This is a genomic window from Sinorhizobium arboris LMG 14919 (assembly GCF_000427465.1).
GTDB classification, from domain to species: domain Bacteria; phylum Pseudomonadota; class Alphaproteobacteria; order Rhizobiales; family Rhizobiaceae; genus Sinorhizobium; species Sinorhizobium arboris.
The window spans coordinates 1,220,873-1,236,030 of the sequence record NZ_ATYB01000014.1; the positions used below are offsets into that span (position 1 = coordinate 1,220,873).

At 63.0% G+C, this 15,158-nt stretch carries 16 protein-coding genes; 11 read left to right on the forward strand and 5 right to left on the reverse strand.

What is annotated here, in order from left to right; translation table 11 throughout:
* Positions 1 to 4: 4 nt before the first annotated feature.
* Positions 5 to 622 (reverse strand): GTP cyclohydrolase I FolE, encoded by a 618-nt coding sequence (folE, locus tag SINAR_RS0117060; RefSeq protein WP_028000204.1) that lies wholly within the window; start codon positions 620 to 622, stop codon positions 5 to 7.
* A 338-nt stretch (positions 623 to 960) separates the two neighbouring features.
* Here folE and SINAR_RS0117070 point away from each other — a divergent pair, with 338 nt between their 5' ends.
* The 5 genes from SINAR_RS0117070 to thrS all read left to right on the forward strand — a co-directional run bounded on the left by SINAR_RS0117070 (position 961) and on the right by thrS (position 4,908).
* Entirely contained in the window at positions 961 to 1,407 is a 447-nt protein-coding gene (locus SINAR_RS0117070) for an iron-sulfur cluster assembly scaffold protein (RefSeq protein WP_028000205.1), read from the forward strand.
* Positions 1,408 to 1,410: 3 nt separating this feature from the next.
* On the forward strand, positions 1,411 to 1,776 hold the full coding sequence (gene yidD, locus SINAR_RS0117075) for a membrane protein insertion efficiency factor YidD (RefSeq protein WP_028000206.1): 366 nt from the start codon (positions 1,411 to 1,413) through the stop codon (positions 1,774 to 1,776).
* The gene (locus SINAR_RS0117080; RefSeq protein WP_028000207.1) at positions 1,773 to 2,201 is read left to right on the forward strand and encodes a DUF2267 domain-containing protein; all 429 of its coding nucleotides are present in this window, start codon (positions 1,773 to 1,775) and stop codon (positions 2,199 to 2,201) included. The genes yidD and SINAR_RS0117080 overlap by 4 nt, the downstream gene beginning before the upstream one ends.
* A gap of 5 nt (positions 2,202 to 2,206) precedes the next feature.
* A complete protein-coding gene (locus SINAR_RS0117085; RefSeq protein WP_028000208.1) occupies positions 2,207 to 2,746 on the forward strand; it encodes a DUF1697 domain-containing protein in 540 nt (179 codons plus the stop codon).
* A 179-nt stretch (positions 2,747 to 2,925) separates the two neighbouring features.
* Positions 2,926 to 4,908, forward strand: coding sequence for a threonine--tRNA ligase (gene thrS, locus SINAR_RS0117090; protein ID WP_028000209.1), 1,983 nt, complete (start codon positions 2,926 to 2,928; stop codon positions 4,906 to 4,908).
* A gap of 188 nt (positions 4,909 to 5,096) precedes the next feature.
* On the opposite strand, the gene SINAR_RS0117095 is transcribed toward thrS, so the two are convergent.
* Entirely contained in the window at positions 5,097 to 6,092 is a 996-nt protein-coding gene (locus SINAR_RS0117095) for an RgsD C-terminal domain-containing protein (RefSeq protein ID WP_028000210.1), read from the reverse strand.
* A gap of 100 nt (positions 6,093 to 6,192) precedes the next feature.
* Between SINAR_RS0117095 and SINAR_RS0117100 the strand changes: the two genes are divergently transcribed.
* Both SINAR_RS0117100 and SINAR_RS0117105 read left to right on the forward strand, forming a co-directional pair.
* Positions 6,193 to 6,777, forward strand: a complete 585-nt coding sequence (locus tag SINAR_RS0117100; RefSeq protein ID WP_028000211.1) for a nitroreductase family protein — start codon at positions 6,193 to 6,195, stop codon at positions 6,775 to 6,777.
* Positions 6,777 to 7,379 carry a flavin reductase family protein gene (locus SINAR_RS0117105; RefSeq protein ID WP_028000212.1) on the forward strand — a complete coding sequence of 201 codons (603 nt, stop codon included), beginning with the start codon at positions 6,777 to 6,779 and terminating at the stop codon, positions 7,377 to 7,379. The genes SINAR_RS0117100 and SINAR_RS0117105 overlap by 1 nt, the downstream gene beginning before the upstream one ends.
* 47 nt (positions 7,380 to 7,426) lie before the next feature.
* Here the strand turns inward: SINAR_RS0117105 and SINAR_RS0117110 are convergent, their stop codons facing one another.
* Positions 7,427 to 8,146, reverse strand: a complete 720-nt coding sequence (locus SINAR_RS0117110) for an aldolase/citrate lyase family protein (protein ID WP_028000213.1) — start codon at positions 8,144 to 8,146, stop codon at positions 7,427 to 7,429.
* A 72-nt stretch (positions 8,147 to 8,218) separates the two neighbouring features.
* On the opposite strand from SINAR_RS0117110, the gene SINAR_RS0117115 reads away from it, so the two are divergent.
* A complete protein-coding gene (locus tag SINAR_RS0117115) occupies positions 8,219 to 9,349 on the forward strand; it encodes a DUF2336 domain-containing protein (protein WP_028000214.1) in 1,131 nt (376 codons plus the stop codon).
* 15 nt (positions 9,350 to 9,364) lie between these two features.
* Here the strand turns inward: SINAR_RS0117115 and SINAR_RS0117120 are convergent, their stop codons facing one another.
* A complete protein-coding gene (locus tag SINAR_RS0117120; protein ID WP_028000215.1) occupies positions 9,365 to 9,796 on the reverse strand; it encodes a hypothetical protein in 432 nt (143 codons plus the stop codon).
* A 314-nt stretch (positions 9,797 to 10,110) separates the two neighbouring features.
* On the opposite strand from SINAR_RS0117120, the gene SINAR_RS0117125 reads away from it, so the two are divergent.
* Positions 10,111 to 10,581 carry a GNAT family N-acetyltransferase gene (locus SINAR_RS0117125; RefSeq protein WP_028000216.1) on the forward strand — a complete coding sequence of 157 codons (471 nt, stop codon included), beginning with the start codon at positions 10,111 to 10,113 and terminating at the stop codon, positions 10,579 to 10,581.
* A 15-nt stretch (positions 10,582 to 10,596) separates the two neighbouring features.
* Here the strand turns inward: SINAR_RS0117125 and parE are convergent, their stop codons facing one another.
* Positions 10,597 to 12,657: a DNA topoisomerase IV subunit B gene (gene parE, locus SINAR_RS0117130; RefSeq protein ID WP_028000217.1), complete on the reverse strand. Its 2,061-nt coding sequence runs from the start codon at positions 12,655 to 12,657 to the stop codon at positions 10,597 to 10,599.
* Positions 12,658 to 12,848: 191 nt separating this feature from the next.
* Here parE and SINAR_RS0117135 point away from each other — a divergent pair, with 191 nt between their 5' ends.
* On the forward strand, positions 12,849 to 13,784 hold the full coding sequence (locus SINAR_RS0117135) for an alpha/beta hydrolase (RefSeq protein WP_028000218.1): 936 nt from the start codon (positions 12,849 to 12,851) through the stop codon (positions 13,782 to 13,784).
* A 52-nt stretch (positions 13,785 to 13,836) separates the two neighbouring features.
* Positions 13,837 to 15,156, forward strand: coding sequence for an FAD-binding oxidoreductase (locus SINAR_RS0117140; RefSeq protein ID WP_028000219.1), 1,320 nt, complete (start codon positions 13,837 to 13,839; stop codon positions 15,154 to 15,156).
* Positions 15,157 to 15,158: the final 2 nt, after the last annotated feature.

Genomic DNA, 15,158 nt, shown 5'->3' on the forward strand with positions numbered 1-15,158 from the left:
GAGCTTATTTGAAGCCCCTGAGCATCGTCATGAAACGGGCCTGTTCGGCCGGCTCGCTCTTGAACGCACCGGTGAAGGTGGTCGTCAGCGTCGTCGCGCCCTGCTTCTTGATGCCGCGCATGGCCATGCACAGATGCTCGGCCTCGACCATCACCGCCACGCCGCGGGGCATGAGGGTTTCGTCGATGGCCTTGGCGATCTGCGCCGTCATTGCCTCCTGCGTCTGCAGCCGGCGGGCGTAGATGTCGACGACCCGGGCGATCTTGGAAAGGCCGAGCACGCGCCCGTTCGGCAGGTAGGCGACATGGGCCTTGCCGATGATCGGCACCATATGGTGCTCGCAATGCGAATAGAACGGGATGTCCTTTTCGAGCACGATGTCATCGTAGCCGGAGACTTCCTCGAAGGTTCGACCGAGCACGTCTTCCGCCACGAGATCGTAGCCGCCGAAAATTTCGCGATACGCCTTGGCCACGCGAGCAGGCGTGTCCTTCAGGCCTTCCCGCGCCGGATCTTCGCCTGCCCAGCGCAACAACACGCGAACGGCTTCTTCAGCTTCCTTCTGTGTCGGACGACCGCTTGCGTCGTCGAGCACAGGAAAATTCTTCACTATGGCGTCCATATGGCCCCTTTAAGCAATACGAAATTGCTGACGTTTTATCTTTTCGGACAACTCGCCACTGGCCATACGCCTAACCCTGCAGGCTTGGGTTCCGTTGGCGGGTTCCGGGGCTTTCGGGTCTCGGCTTAGCAGTGCACTGGACCGTCCGGCACGGTTTCCCAAACAACAGGCGACACTTGATCCCCTTGCGGAACTGTCACCCCAACACGACATAGCATATAGTATGGTGCCACATGGATAAAAGAGCCCGAATGCGCCACGCCGTGCTTTTTTCCCGCCGCCTGGAGAAAATCATGCGCCGAACGCCCGAAACCGCGAAAAATCAACCGGATTCCTAAATGATTGACGACATTTACAACAGCAGGATTCTCGAATTCGCAGGCAATATTCCGCGCCTTGGAATGTTGGCGGAAGCCGATGCCGAGGCCGCCGCGCATTCCAAGCTTTGCGGCTCGAAGGTGAGAATCTGGCTGAAGATGGATGGCGAAATCGTCACCGACTTCGCCCATGACGTCAAAGCCTGCGCCCTCGGCCAAGCGTCCTCTTCCATCATGGCGCGGCACGTCGTCGGCGCCCATGCGGACGAGATCCGCAAGGCTCGCGAGGACATGCTGGCCATGCTGAAGGCCGACGGGGAAGGCCCATCGGGCCGTTTCGAGGACATGCGGTTCCTAAAACCCGTCAAGGACTACAAAGCGCGCCATGCCTCGACGATGCTGACTTTCGATGCCGTCGTCGATGCCATCGGCCAGATAGAGGCCAGGCGCCTCGCTGCGGCCGTCTGAGCCATGTGTCCCCAGCCCGATGCCGATCACGGAGGCACCCGCGGCGATGCCGGTGGCCGGAACTGGTCAGGACCGTTCCGCAGGACGCCGGGGCGGCTCGTCGGCATGGCGATGATCCGCGCCTATCAACTGACGCTGTCGGGCTTCATCGGCAATTCCTGTCGTCACCTGCCGACCTGTTCGGAATACGGCTTCGAGGCGATCGCCCGATACGGCCTGTGGGCCGGTGGTTGGTTGACCCTGTTCCGGGTCATCCGTTGCGGCCCGGGCGGAACCCACGGATTCGACCCGGTGCCCGACCGCCTCGCACCTCGCCAGCGCTGGTACACGCCATGGCGCTACTGGCAGCCACGCCGAAAGGAAGCGTGAGAGCCGTGACCATTCCGATGGAGTACCGGCAGGCCTCTGCGGAGTTCGACCGTTTCATCGTCGATGCGCGCGACATTGCCGCTCTTCAGACCACCAACCAGGCCTATACGATGGTGCAGGCGGTGCTTTACGCTTTCCGCCGCCGCCTCGAAATTTCCGACGCCCTGCTTTTCGCCAATGTGCTGCCGCCGGTCCTTCGAGCGATCTTCGTCGCCGACTGGGACCTGGAGGAGCCGGCGCTGCCGTTCTCCGAGCGCCGCGCGATGACGCGAGAGGTACAGGCATTCCGCGGCAATCACAACGTCTCGCCGGACACAGCCATCGCAGATGTAGCCGCGGCGTTGCGGCGTAACGTCGACGATAAGCCGTTGGATCGCGTGCTCGCACGGCTGCCGGCCGGCGCAGTCGATTTCTGGCGGGCTTGAGGCGGGTGGAGACCTACGTCGCCTTGCTCCACAGTATCGTTCTCGGCGGCGGCCGCCGCGTCGTCATGGCTGACCTGAAGGCTGTGGCGGAAGGACTTGGCTATCAGGAACCGCGCACGCTTGCTGCGACGGGCAATCTCGTGTTCCGCGCGCCGGAGCAACCGTTGCCGAAGCTCGAGGCCGAGCTCGAAAGCGCATTCGCCGCCGCCTTCGGCCGGCATGTCGATATCATCATGCGTACTGCCGAGGAATGGCTGTCGCTCGCCCGCGGTAATCCCTTCCTCGCCGAAAGCGAGAAAGACCCGGCAAGCGTCCACGTTCGGGTGATGCGCGCGCCGCTCGAGGCAGGCACCGCGGAGCGGCTCCTAGGCTATTGTACCAGGGGCGAACGGGTGGCTATCGTCCATGGCGATCTATGGGTGGATTTCGGCGGAAAGCCGAGCGAGTCCAGGTTGCTCGGAGTCATGACGACCAAGCGGCTCGGCATCGGGACGGTGCGCAACTGGAACACGGTGAAGGGTCTGCGTGGAATGGTCGCCGGTTGAGCGGCTGCGCCTTTACTCCATGGTGAAAAAGCTTTATCAGGCCCGCGTCAATTCGAGCACTTCCATCGGGAAGTGCGTAGTGTCCGAGGTTGGAGCGTTTCGATGAAGCACCGGAACGCTCTGGCCGGCCGGCAACCATACCACCCGCATTCGTTGGCGGGACTGGATAGGAGATCATGATGTCGCATTCCGTTTCCCTTACATTTCCTGATGGCTCCGAGCGAGAGTTTGCCGCCGGGACGACCGGCCGCGATGTCGCGGAATCGATCTCGAAGTCGCTCGCGAAGAAGGCCGTCGCGATCGCCATCGACGGCGAGCTGCGCGACCTCTCGGATTCCGTGACGGCAGGCAGGATCGAGATCGTCACGCGCGAGGACAAGCGCGCGCTCGAGCTCATCCGCCACGACGCGGCCCATGTCATGGCGGAGGCCGTGCAGGAATTGTGGCCGGGAACGCAGGTGACCATCGGCCCGGTTATCGACAACGGCTTCTATTACGACTTTGCCAAGAACGAGCCCTTCACGCCCGACGACCTGCCCGTCATCGAGAAGAAGATGCGGGAGATCATCGCCCGCAACAGGCCCTTCACCAAGGAGGTCTGGTCGCGCGACAAGGCCAAGGAGGTCTTTGCCGCCAAGGGGGAGGCCTACAAAGTCGAACTCGTGGACGCCATCCCCGAAGGCCAGGACCTGAAGATCTATTACCAGGGCGACTGGTTCGATCTCTGCCGCGGGCCGCACATGGCCTCGACGGGCCAGATAGGCACGGCCTTCAAGCTGATGAAGGTGGCCGGCGCCTATTGGCGCGGCGACAGCAACAACCCGATGCTGACGCGCATCTACGGCACCGCCTGGCACACTCAGGAGGAGCTGGATCAGTACCTGCACGTGCTCGCCGAAGCGGAGAAGCGTGACCACCGCCGGCTCGGCCGCGAGATGGACCTCTTCCACTTCCAGGAGGAAGGGCCGGGCGTGGTCTTCTGGCATGGAAAAGGCTGGCGGATATTCCAGAGTCTGGTGGCCTATATGCGCCGCCGGCTCGAGGGCGACTATCAGGAGGTCAATGCTCCCCAGGTCCTCGACAAATCGCTCTGGGAGACCTCAGGTCACTGGGGCTGGTATCGTGACAACATGTTCAAGGTGACTGTTGCCGGCGACGAAACGGACGATGATCGCGTCTTCGCGCTGAAGCCGATGAATTGCCCCGGGCACATACAGATCTTCAAGCACGGCTTGAAGTCTTACCGCGAACTGCCTGTTCGGCTGGCCGAATTCGGCGCGGTGCACCGCTACGAACCCTCCGGTGCGCTGCACGGTCTCATGCGCGTCCGCGGCTTCACGCAGGACGATGCGCATATCTTCTGCACCGACGAGCAGATGGCGGCCGAATGCCTGAAAATCAACGATCTGATCCTTTCCGTCTATGAAGACTTCGGTTTCAAGGAGATCGTCGTGAAGCTCTCGACGCGCCCGGAAAAGCGCGTGGGTTCCGATGAGCTCTGGGATCGGGCCGAGGCCGTGATGACGGACGTCTTGAAGACCATCGAGGAGCAGTCCGAAGGTCGCATCAAGACCGGCATTCTACCGGGCGAGGGCGCATTCTACGGCCCGAAGTTCGAATACACGCTGAAGGACGCGATCGGCCGCGAATGGCAGTGCGGAACGACGCAGGTCGATTTCAACCTGCCGGAACGTTTCGGCGCCTTCTACATCGACAGCGAATCCGAAAAGCGTCAGCCGGTGATGATTCATCGCGCCATTTGCGGTTCGATGGAGCGTTTCCTCGGCATCCTGCTTGAGAACTATGCCGGCCACATGCCGCTGTGGATATCGCCCCTGCAGGTGGTGGTCGCGACGATCACGTCGGAGGCCGACGACTATGGCCGCGAAGTCGCCGAGCGCTTGCGTGATGCGGGGCTGACGGTTGAGACCGATTTCCGCAACGAAAAGATCAATTACAAGGTCCGCGAGCATTCGGTGACGAAGGTTCCGGTGATCGTCGTCTGCGGCAAGCGCGAAGCGGAGGAGCGCTCGGTCAATATCCGTCGCCTGGGCTCTCAGGCGCAAACGGCAATGTCTCTGGACGAGGCGGTCGCATCGCTTTCGGCCGAAGCCATGGCGCCGGACCTCAAGCGCAGGGCGGAGCGGAACGCCCGCGTCTGACGAGACGGCGGCTGCCCCTCATCCGGCTGCCGCCACTTTCCCGTCTTTATGGGGAGAAGGGATAAGCGGCTCGCTCCCGCTGCTGCAGACACCGACGTGAAAGATGATCGGGCGACCCACCACTCGTTCCTTCTCCTTGCGGGGAGCAGGTGCCGGCAGGCGGTTGAGGGGCGGGCCGGGCGACGTCTTCAGTCCTGAGCGTCCGCGGTTTGATTGGCTTCGCCGCTGCCGTCCAGCAGCACTTCCACGTCCGTGTTGACGCCCGCTTTCACCGCAAAATCGCGCTGGTAGATCTGGTCCTTGTTGCGCGCCACCGCCGTGTAGCTTCCTTCGGCGAGGATGAGGGTTGGGAAGGCGCCGACGCTCTCCGAGACAACGTCGCCGGAGGACGTGAGGATCGACCAGGCCGTGTCGGCGATCGCTTCGCCGCCGGCTTCCGAAACAAGCTTGAGGGTCAGCTTCGCGGCGCGGTGCTGAATCGTCGCTTCGGTCAGCTTGCCGGCCTCGATCTGGATGTCGGCCCGGATGACGGCGTTCACCGAGCCATAATTCGACACGACGTGATAGGTCCCGGCATTGAGCTGAACCACCGTGCCGGGCTTCACGTCTGCGACGACCAGGCCGCGCTCGCCGTCCTCCCTCACATCGGAGGAGAAGATCGAAAAGCTGAGTTCGTTTGGCGGAATGCGTACGTCGCTGCCGGAGACGGCGTTCAGCATGACGCCCCCGGCATCGAGCACGAGCACCTGTTTGTCGAGCGGGCCTTCCTCGGGCACGCGAATCTTGCGGGTCGCGCCCGCGCGGCCAAAGGCTACGTTGATGAAATATTCGCCGGGCACGAGATTGAAAGCGGTGGAGCCGCCTTCGGACGTCGCAAGCAGCGGTAGCTTTCCGTCGCTGCCCGGGATGGGGCTGAAGACCCGCCAGGTAAGACCCGACTGGACCGGCTTTCCCTTATCCGTCAGCAGCGCTTCGAGTTTCACGTCCTTCAGCTGTCCGTCCTGCATCGGATCGGTAATGAGGGGGCTGAAACCGGTAAGCTTCGGCATCTTGTGCGTGCCGGAGATCGAGGGAAAGCTCTTGAACGCGTCCGTTGGATCCTCGGCAAGCGCGCGCCCTACGCCAGTCCCGGCGATCGCGATCGCCAGAGCGGTTCTCAGGAAAATACGAGGGCGGAGACGCATGAGAGCAGTTGACTTCTTGACTCGGTGACTCCACTTGGGTCCCCGGTATGGCATTTTCGTGGCTGTCGGTCCGGCGGCAAATTAGTGGAATTCGCTCGATATGAAAACCGAAATAAAGCTTGTCGACTACCTTGCGTCCCGCCGGTCCATTCCGGCCTTCCAGATGGGCGAACCGGGGCCCGGCCGGGCAGAGGTCGAGGAGATGCTGAAGCTCGCCTCCCGCGTGCCGGACCACGGAAAGTTGGCGCCATGGCGATTCATCGTCTACCGGGGCCAAGAGAGGGCACGCATCAGCGCCGAGTTGAAGAAAATGGCACTTGCCGCCAAGCCGGACATGCCGGAAGAGATGATCAAGGTCGAGGAGACGCGGCTGACGCGCGCGCCCGTCGTCGTCGCCGTTGTCAGCAAGGCGGCGCCGCATTTCAAGATTCCCGAATGGGAGCAGCAGATGTCGGCTGGAGCCGTCTGCCTCAACCTGCTGATGGCCGCGAATGCGGTCGGCTACGCCTCGAACTGGCTGACGGAGTGGTATGCCTTCGACGAACGGGCCTATCCTCTGCTCGGCGTTGCGCCGGGCGAAAAGATTGCAGGCTTCATTCACATCGGCACGGCCATGGTGCCACCGACGGAGCGCCCCAGGCCCGAACTCGAGGAGATCGTCACCTGGATCGGGGAGGACGGCTGATGTTCTATGACACCGCCGGCAACCGGCACGGCCTGCCGCACGATCCCTTCAAGGCGATCGTGTCGCCGAGGCCGATCGGCTGGATCGGCACGCGCGCGGCCGACGGGGCGCTGAATCTCGCGCCCTATTCCTTTTTCAACGCCATCAGCGACCGGCCGAAACTCGTGATGTTCGCCTCGAGCGGCTACAAGGATTCGGTACGAAACATCGAGGCGACCGGGGAGTTTACCGCGAGTTTTGCCAGCCGCAACCTGAGCGAGGCGGTCAATCTCACCTCGGTGACTGCCCCGCATGGTGAAAGCGAGTTCGAGATCGCAGGACTGACGCCCGTCGGCGGAACGCTCGTGAAGGCTCCCTTCGTGGGCGAGGCATTCGCGGCGCTGGAATGCCGGATGACGGAAATCTTTCGTCCGAAGGGTATCGATGGCGTCGTTTCCGACAGCTATGTCGTCATCGGCGCAGTGGTCGGCATTCACATCCGCGAGGATGCCATTCGCGATGGGCGGTTCGACGTGGCGACCGTCAAGCCGCTCGCCCGGCTCGGCTATATGGACTATTGCGATGGCGGCGACGTCTTCGAAATGACGCGGCCTGTTCGCTAGATCACTATCATTTCAGTCGTTCGACTTGAATCATCAACGTGATCGATTCATCCCGCTCCAGACTCCGGTACAGCGCCTGCAGCCGCAAGAAGAGCGATCTGTTGCGGCCAGCGGATGGCAACGCTCGAAAAGCCGTTCTCGATGCTGTTTCTCCACAGGCGTCGCACGGTCGCCTCATCATCGGCGTCGACTGGCAGCATGTCGTAAGCCGCGATGCGGGCTTCGCGGGCCCTCAGGGCTGCCGCCGCGCGGCCGGCTCGAACGGCAGCCGGCACATCGCCCGTTTCGGTCACGCGCCGGAAACCACAAGCTTCGGCGAGGGCCGAGGCATCGAACACCAGTGCCGAGAGGCGCGGGGAGGCATCCGCCAGCGAATGAGGCGACAGGACGCTTTCCGGCGCCGTTGCGTATTCGGCAAGAATCACCGTTCGGCCCTGGGCGATGCCGGCCGCCGCCTCGGCGACCTTGAGCAGCACATCGACCCGTTGAATGTCTGCGGGGCCGCGGCATCCGGCCAGAACGACGCCGTCGAAGCCGTTGCCGATCAAAGCGGCAAGCTCGTCTTCGCCGGGATCGCCGCTCGTTCCGATTCGAGCGAGCAACAGGCAGCCTGTATCCTGCCGCGGCGGAACCGAGGGGGGCCAGCCGGTTTTGCCGCCCGTCATCACGACCGCTTGAACGGCGGTCAGGATCTCCTTCGGGGGCGGCGGTTCACCGGCCGGCAGATACAGGATCGGTAGGATGGTTTGCGCGCCGTTAACAGACATGGTGAACCAATCTTAAACCTTTGGCCGCTAGGCTTCGAGCATGGGGCTGCTCGGGTGACTAGTGGGGCATAGGTGATCATACAAGCATTTCTTCGCTGGGTGGAAACGGCGAAAGCCAGCGAACGCGCCAGTGCCGCCAGTGCGCTTGGTCGTGCCTATGCCAGGGCCGATGTGAACGGCATCGATCGGCAGGCGGTCGAAATGGCGATGACCTTTCTTCTCGACGATCCTTCGCCCAAAGTGCGTCGGTCTCTCGTCGAAGCGCTGGCCGATTGCCCGATTGTGCCGCGCTCGATCATCAAGGCGCTTGCGAAGGACCAGCCCGAAATCGCCTATATCGCCATCTCCCGTTCTCCGGTCTTGAACGATGACGATCTTATCGACATGGCGGCGGACGGCGGCGCGGAGATGCGTGCGATGATCGCCTCCCGCAGCACCGTCTCATGCGCGGTTGCGGCTGCCATCGCCGAGATCGGCGGCGAGGAAGAGGTGGTCATTCTGTTGGAAAATCCGGGGGCCATGCTTTCCCCGGGCTCGCTGCGGCGAATTGCCGACCGTCTCGGGGACGGCGTGGCCACGCGCGGGCCGTTGCTCGAGCGCCGTGATCTGCCGAGCGACGCGCGACAAACTCTCGCCGAGAAAGTCGGCGCGGCGCTTGCTGCCTCCGACCTGGTACGGGCCGCAATCGGCGAGGATCGGGCGCAGCGCGTCGCGCGGGAGTCTTGCGACGCGGCAGCGCTGACGCTTTCCTCGGATTCCGCGAAGGAGGAACTACGGCGGATGGTTGCCCGTCTCCGCGAGTCCGGCCGCCTGACGCCGGCTCTGCTGTTGACGGCGCTTTGCAGCGGCAGGGCTGAGTTTTTTTCTGCGGCGATCGTCGATCTGTCAGGAGTGCCGGAAAAGCGCGTTCGAGCGATCCTTTCGGGTGGGCGATTCCACTCGATCAGGGCTCTCCTCGAATCTGCGGGGCTTGGCCCCGAAGTGAGCGGGATATTTTCGGAGGCCGTCTTGTTCTGCCAAAGTGACGCAGATGCGAACGACGATCGAACCCTCTCCGTCGCCGCCAGGCTTTCGAATCGTCTTCGCCACCGAAGCCTTGGCGGATACACCGCCGTAGCCGAACTCGCGGAGCGGCTGACCTTTGCCGAGCAGCGGCAGATGGCGCGCAACTACGCCCTGCTGCTCGCCCGCAAGGTCGCCTGAGATGGCTTGATTGCCTCAATTGCCGAACCGGCGCGCCACCCAGGAATAGCCGTCTTCGACGTAATGGACCGGTGCACTGACGATCGCCTTCAATTTCTCCCGGTCGGGTACAGCGCCGCTGATCAATGCCAGTGCGCGCCTCGGCAAGGTTGGCTCTCCGCCTGCCTCCGCCGGCGTTGCGTCTGGCTGCGCGCCCGGCTGACCGGGAAGCGTTGCATTCATCTCCGGAACGGGCTCTGTTGCCGCCGTAAGGCCCGGCCCCGAGCTTTCGCACACGGCCACCACGACCGGGTAGTTCCTGTCGGAGAACCGCGGCAGTTCCATTTGCGATTCCGTGTCGCACTGCGCGATCGACGGCCAGTCGCCGTTCACGGTCGAGATGTAGTGGCATTGGGTAACGTTGTCGTCGCAACCCAGAATGGTCATGACGATCAGGGCGGCTTTCATGGTCACTTCTTCCGTTCAGATGATGGCGACGCTCTGTTTATGGCCGTCCGATTCTCTTCAAAGAAGGGCAAAAGCCGACAGCGTCTGAAACAAATTATTTCTCCCCGTTACGCGGATTGATTGTGAACGCGGCAATCTTGCGCCGAATGGCGTATTGGTCCCGGCGATCTCCGGCCTTAGAGGGTCGAAACGAGACACTTCCGGACGGGACCGAATGGACGAACGGTGAGAAGCTCACTTCGACAGCGCCGCGCGTCTTATCAGACGCGCAAAGGCCGCTGTGGCACCTGGAGCAACTGCATGGAGAGATTGAAATGACTGCCGTAACCATCGCCGAAGAGTCGCCGCGCCAGCCGGCCGTAATCCGACTGCTCGAATTGTCCGATGCCTATGCGGCATCGCTCTATCCTGCCGAAAGCAATCATCTGGTCGATCTGTCTCAATTGGAGCAGCCGACCGTATCCTTTTTCGTCGCCCGCCTTGCCGGCAGGATCGTCGGCTGCTGCGCGCTCGTCGAAGCCGGTGACGGTACGGCCGAGATCAAGCGGATGTTCGTCGACCCGGAGGCGAGAGGGCTGAAACTTGGCAGGCTTCTTCTTTCCGCTCTTGAAGCCAAGGCGGAAAAGCTCGGGCTCACGGCAATCCGTCTTGAAACCGGCATCTACCAGCCGGAAGCGATCGGCTTGTACAAGGCGTCCGGATATGTCGAAACGGCACCGTTCGGCAGCTATCGGCCGGATCCGCTGAGCCTGTTCATGGAAAAACCGGTCGGGCAGGAGGCATAAGGTCGATCGCGGGACTCAGATATCCAGGTTGTCCGCGAAGACGGCGCGCTCCTGGATGAAACGGAAGCGGGCATCGGCTTTCGTTCCCATCAGACTGTCGACGGCGTCGCGGGTGCCCTCGAAGTCGACATCATCGATTTCGACCTTGAGGAGCGTCCGCTTGGCCGGATCCATCGTGGTCTCCTTGAGCTGCGCGGGCAGCATCTCGCCGAGGCCCTTGAAACGCCCGAGTTCGACTTTGCCACGACCATTGAACTCGGTCCGCATCAGCTCATCGCGATGTGCGTCGTCGCGGGCGTAAAGCGTCTTTGAACCCTGGCTCAGCCGGTAAAGCGGCGGCACGGCGAGATAGAGATGGCCGCCGCGGATGAGCTCCGGCATTTCCTGGTAGAAGAAGGTGATCAGAAGGGAGGCGATGTGCGCGCCGTCGACGTCGGCGTCGGTCATGATGATGATGCGCTCGTAGCGCAGGTCCTCTTCCCGATACTTCGATCGGGTGCCGCAGCCGAGCGCCTGGACGAGGTCGCCGATCTGCTGATTGGCGCCGAGCTTCTCGCGGCCGGCGCTGGCGACGTTGAGGATCTTGCCGCGCAGCGGCAGGATCGCCTGATTGGCGCGGTTGCGCGCCTGTTTGGCCGAACCGCCGGCCGAATCGCCCTCGACGATGAAGAGTTCGGCGCCTTCCGCCGTATTCTGGGCGCAATCCGCGAGCTTGCCCGGCAGGCGCAGCTTGCGTACCGCCGTCTTGCGGCTGACTTCCTTTTCCTTGCGCCGGCGTACCCGCTCCTCGGCCCGCTCCACCACCCAGTCGAGAAGCTTGGCCGCTTCCCCCGGATTGTCGGCGAGGTAGTGGTCGAAGGGATCGCGCAGCGCGTTTTCGACGATGCGCTGCGCCTCCACCGTTGCAAGCTTGTCCTTCGTCTGGCCGACGAATTCCGGCTCGCGAATGAAGACGGAGAGCATTCCGGCAGCCGATATCATCACATCGTCCGTGGTGACGATCGCAGCGCGCTTGTTCTGTGTGAGCTCGGCGTAGTTCTTGAGCCCCTTCGTCAGCGCGATGCGCAGACCCGCCTCGTGCGTCCCTCCTTCGGGCGTCGGAATGGTATTGCAGTAGGAGTGGATCTGCTGATCGCCGCCATACCAAGTGACGGCCCATTCGAGCGAGCCGTGGCCGCCGGCCTTTTCCGACTTGCCCGCAAATATCTCGCGGGTGACCGTGAATTCCTTGCCGAGCGTGGCGGCGAGATAGTCCTTGAGGCCGCCGGGGAAATGGAACACGGCCCTGTCGGGGATCTCCGAACCTTCCGGCAGCAGCGACGGATCGCATGACCAGCGGATCTCGACGCCGCCGAAGAGATAGGCCTTGGAGCGGGCCATACGGAAAAGCCGCGCGGGCTCGAAGCGGGCATGCGGTCCGAAGATCTGCGGGTCGGGGTGGAAACGGACCCTGGTGCCGCGCCGATTGTGCACGTCGCCCAGGTCCTCGAGGCCACCTTGCGCAACGCCTCGGGAGAAGCGCTGGCGATAGAGCCGGCGGTTGCGTGCGACCTCGACTTCGAGGTCGTCCGACAATGCGTTGACGACGGAAACGCCGACGCCGTGCAGGCCGCCGGAGGTCTCATAGGCCTTGCCGTCAAACTTGCCGCCGGCATGCAGCACCGTCATCACTACTTCGAGCGTGGACTTGTTGGGAAATTTCGGATGGTTCTCGACAGGGATGCCGCGGCCGTTGTCGGTCACCGTCAGATAGCCATCGGCGTCCAGGTTCACATCGATGAAGTTGGCGTGTCCCGCGACCGCTTCGTCCATCGAGTTGTCGATCACTTCGGCGAAAAGATGGTGCAGGGCCTTTTCGTCCGTCCCGCCGATATACATGCCCGGACGGCGTCGGACGGGCTCGAGACCTTCCAGCACCTCGATCGCCGAAGCGTCGTAGTCGCTGCCGTCGCTCGTCTTGGGGGCAGGGCGCGGCGCCTCGGCACCGGGGGTCGCGGGCTTGCGTGCCGCGACGCCGGCGTCCGCCGGCTTCGGCTGTTGGGGCATAGCGGAAAAAAGGTCGCTGCTGTCGTCCATGAAGCGTCAGATCATTCCTGTCTAAGTATCGGCTAGGCCATAGCAAGACTGCGGCACGGCCGCCATCCTTTGTCGCGCGAATCACCGCAATTCTGCCAGAGTCTCGCCCGAAGAGCGAACAAAAGGCGAATTTCGATGCCCCTGAGGGAGAAATACCCTTTAATGAGGCAGATTTGCCGCGCCACTGTTGCTTGGCTGGGCCGCCGGTGGCAAGGCATGCGCCGAACGAGGGAGCCGATCGGGTGTCCATGTCCACAATTCATTTCTCCATACGGCGTCTGATCGGCGCGCTCCTTTTCGCGAGCCTGGCGGCTCCCACGAGCGCCGAACCCCTCAAGCCCTTCAAGGACGGGCTGTTCGGCTACCGCAAAGTGCTGCAGGCGGCGGACGGCGGCGATTTCCGCGTTGTGGATTATCAGGAGCTGCGCGACATCAACGGGCGCGACCAGATACCCGAGAGGCGGGTCAAGCGCGCTTACGTGTCGCTCGGCGTCAAGAGCGTGCAGGTGAACGAGACGCTCGACCTCGGCGGAAGCAGACTTGAGGTCACCCGCGTCGGCCCCGACCGCGGCGCCGCATTCACCGTTATCTTCATCCATGGACGCGGCGGTGACCGTCGCCTCGGCGCCAATGATTTCTCCTTCGGCGGCAATTTCAACCGGCTCAAGAATCTTGCTGTCGCCAATGGTGGCACCTATTACGCCCCGAGCATCAGGTCCTTCGACGGCGCGGGGGTCGCGGATGTTTCGGCGCTGATCCGTTTCGCCGCGCAGCGTTCCGGCGGCCGGCCGGTGGTCCTTTCCTGTGCCTCCATGGGAAGTTTCATCTGCTGGGGCATCGCCCGCCAAGAGGCTGCCGTAGCCTTCCTCGGCGGTTTGATGGTCATGGGCGGTCCGGCCGATCCCGACTTTCGCAAGAGTGCCGCCTACGGCGCGCGGCTGCCGATATTCTTAAGCCACGGTAGTCGCGACAGCGTCTATGCGGCCGAGTCCCACATTGCGTTCTATCGCAGTCTCAGATCGAAGGACTATCCTGCCCGTTTCGTTCTGTTCGAAACGGGCTCACATGGCACTCCGATCAGGATGACGGACTGGCGAGAGGCGCTGAACTGGATCCTCGACCGCTAGGCCAAGGTGATCGTAATCTAACGGCGATCGGTTGCGAGGTTTGACTGCGATCATGAGAATGGACGATTTCGAGAACGCGGGGCGGTTCGGAAACCCGCCCCGGCCGGCCGTTTCTCCCGATGACTACGAGGACGGGACCGGTTCGGCGCCCCCCATGGCCTTTCTTCCCGTCGGCAATCGCCTGAGCGATGGCGACGTTTGCCGCAACGAACTCGGGATGCTTATCGAAAGCGGGAAGCATAACCGCATCCAGTCTTTCGATCCGGGAAGCGGAATCATCCGATGTGAGGCCGGCGTTGTGCTTGCCGACCTGCTCGCGCGCGCCGTCCCGCACCGCTTCTTTCTTCCCGTGACGCCGGCGACAGGCGCCGTCACCGTCGGCGGCGCTGTGGCCAACGACGTCCATGGCGGCAATCATCATGCGCGCGGCTCCTTCGGCAATCACGTCCGGCGACTGACATTGCTGCGTTCGACGGGCGAACGCCTGGTCTGCTCGCCCAAGGAGAATGCGGAGCTCTTCGCCGCGACGATTGGCGGTCTGGGACTGACCGGACTGATCCTCGATGTCGAGCTCGGGCTGATGAAGGTGCCGTCGCCGCATGTTCAGCGGCACGTGCTTCGCTTCGACAGCCTCGATCGATATTTCGCGCTCGCCCAACAGGCCGGCGAGGAGCACGAATATTCCGTAGCCTGGCTCGACCAGCTTGCGACGGGGCGACGCACGGGGAGGGGCGTGCTGTTCGCCGCGGACCACGCCGACGGCGCGTGCGAATATCCGGACATCCCGAAGGGGCCGAAGCTCGCCGTACCTTTTTCGCCGCCTTTCGGTCTGTTCAACAGCCTGACGCTGAAAATGCTGAACGAATACCGATTTCGAAAGCACGGCCGCGGCGAGGCCGTATCGACGGAAAAGTGGACCTCCTACTTTCATCCTCTCGACGCGGTGAGCGGTTGGCGCAGGCTCTACGGGCGGCGTGGCCCCTGCCAGCATCAAAGCGTCTATCCCGTTGCCTCGGCACCGGAGACCACGGCGCGGCTGCTCGAGGCAGCCCGCCGCGCCGGACATGCGTCCGTGCGGACGAAACTGCAGCGTTTCGGGGACATGGCGCCCCGGGGGCTTCTTTCCTTTGCGCGGCCGGGCTTCACCTTGACCCTGGACTTTGCCAGCCAAGGCAGAGCCACCGTCAAGCTGCTCGACGCTCTCGATGAGATCGTCGTCGCGGCCGGTGGCGCCGTCAATCCGTGCCATGATTTCCGCATGAGCCCGGCCGTTTTCGAAGCATCCTTTCCTTCCTGGAAAAGGCTGGAGGCGCTACGCGATCCGGCGATGGTCTCGGATTTCTGGCGACGCACCGCCTTGGCGCTGCGGTAAAC

Excerpts from the sequence above, each read along its gene's own strand:
- folE (WP_028000204.1), bottom strand. The coding sequence starts at position 622 with ATGGACGCCATAGTGAAGAATTTTCCTGTGCTCGACGACGCAAGCGGT.
- SINAR_RS0117070 (WP_028000205.1), top strand. The coding sequence starts at position 961 with ATGATTGACGACATTTACAACAGCAGGATTCTCGAATTCGCAGGCAAT.
- yidD (WP_028000206.1), top strand. The coding sequence starts at position 1,411 with ATGTGTCCCCAGCCCGATGCCGATCACGGAGGCACCCGCGGCGATGCC.
- thrS (WP_028000209.1), top strand. The coding sequence starts at position 2,926 with ATGTCGCATTCCGTTTCCCTTACATTTCCTGATGGCTCCGAGCGAGAG.
- SINAR_RS0117095 (WP_028000210.1), bottom strand. The coding sequence starts at position 6,092 with ATGCGTCTCCGCCCTCGTATTTTCCTGAGAACCGCTCTGGCGATCGCG.
- SINAR_RS0117100 (WP_028000211.1), top strand. The coding sequence starts at position 6,193 with ATGAAAACCGAAATAAAGCTTGTCGACTACCTTGCGTCCCGCCGGTCC.
- SINAR_RS0117105 (WP_028000212.1), top strand. The coding sequence starts at position 6,777 with ATGTTCTATGACACCGCCGGCAACCGGCACGGCCTGCCGCACGATCCC.
- SINAR_RS0117110 (WP_028000213.1), bottom strand. The coding sequence starts at position 8,146 with ATGTCTGTTAACGGCGCGCAAACCATCCTACCGATCCTGTATCTGCCG.
- SINAR_RS0117120 (WP_028000215.1), bottom strand. The coding sequence starts at position 9,796 with ATGAAAGCCGCCCTGATCGTCATGACCATTCTGGGTTGCGACGACAAC.
- SINAR_RS0117125 (WP_028000216.1), top strand. The coding sequence starts at position 10,111 with ATGACTGCCGTAACCATCGCCGAAGAGTCGCCGCGCCAGCCGGCCGTA.
- parE (WP_028000217.1), bottom strand. The coding sequence starts at position 12,657 with ATGGACGACAGCAGCGACCTTTTTTCCGCTATGCCCCAACAGCCGAAG.
- SINAR_RS0117140 (WP_028000219.1), top strand. The coding sequence starts at position 13,837 with ATGAGAATGGACGATTTCGAGAACGCGGGGCGGTTCGGAAACCCGCCC.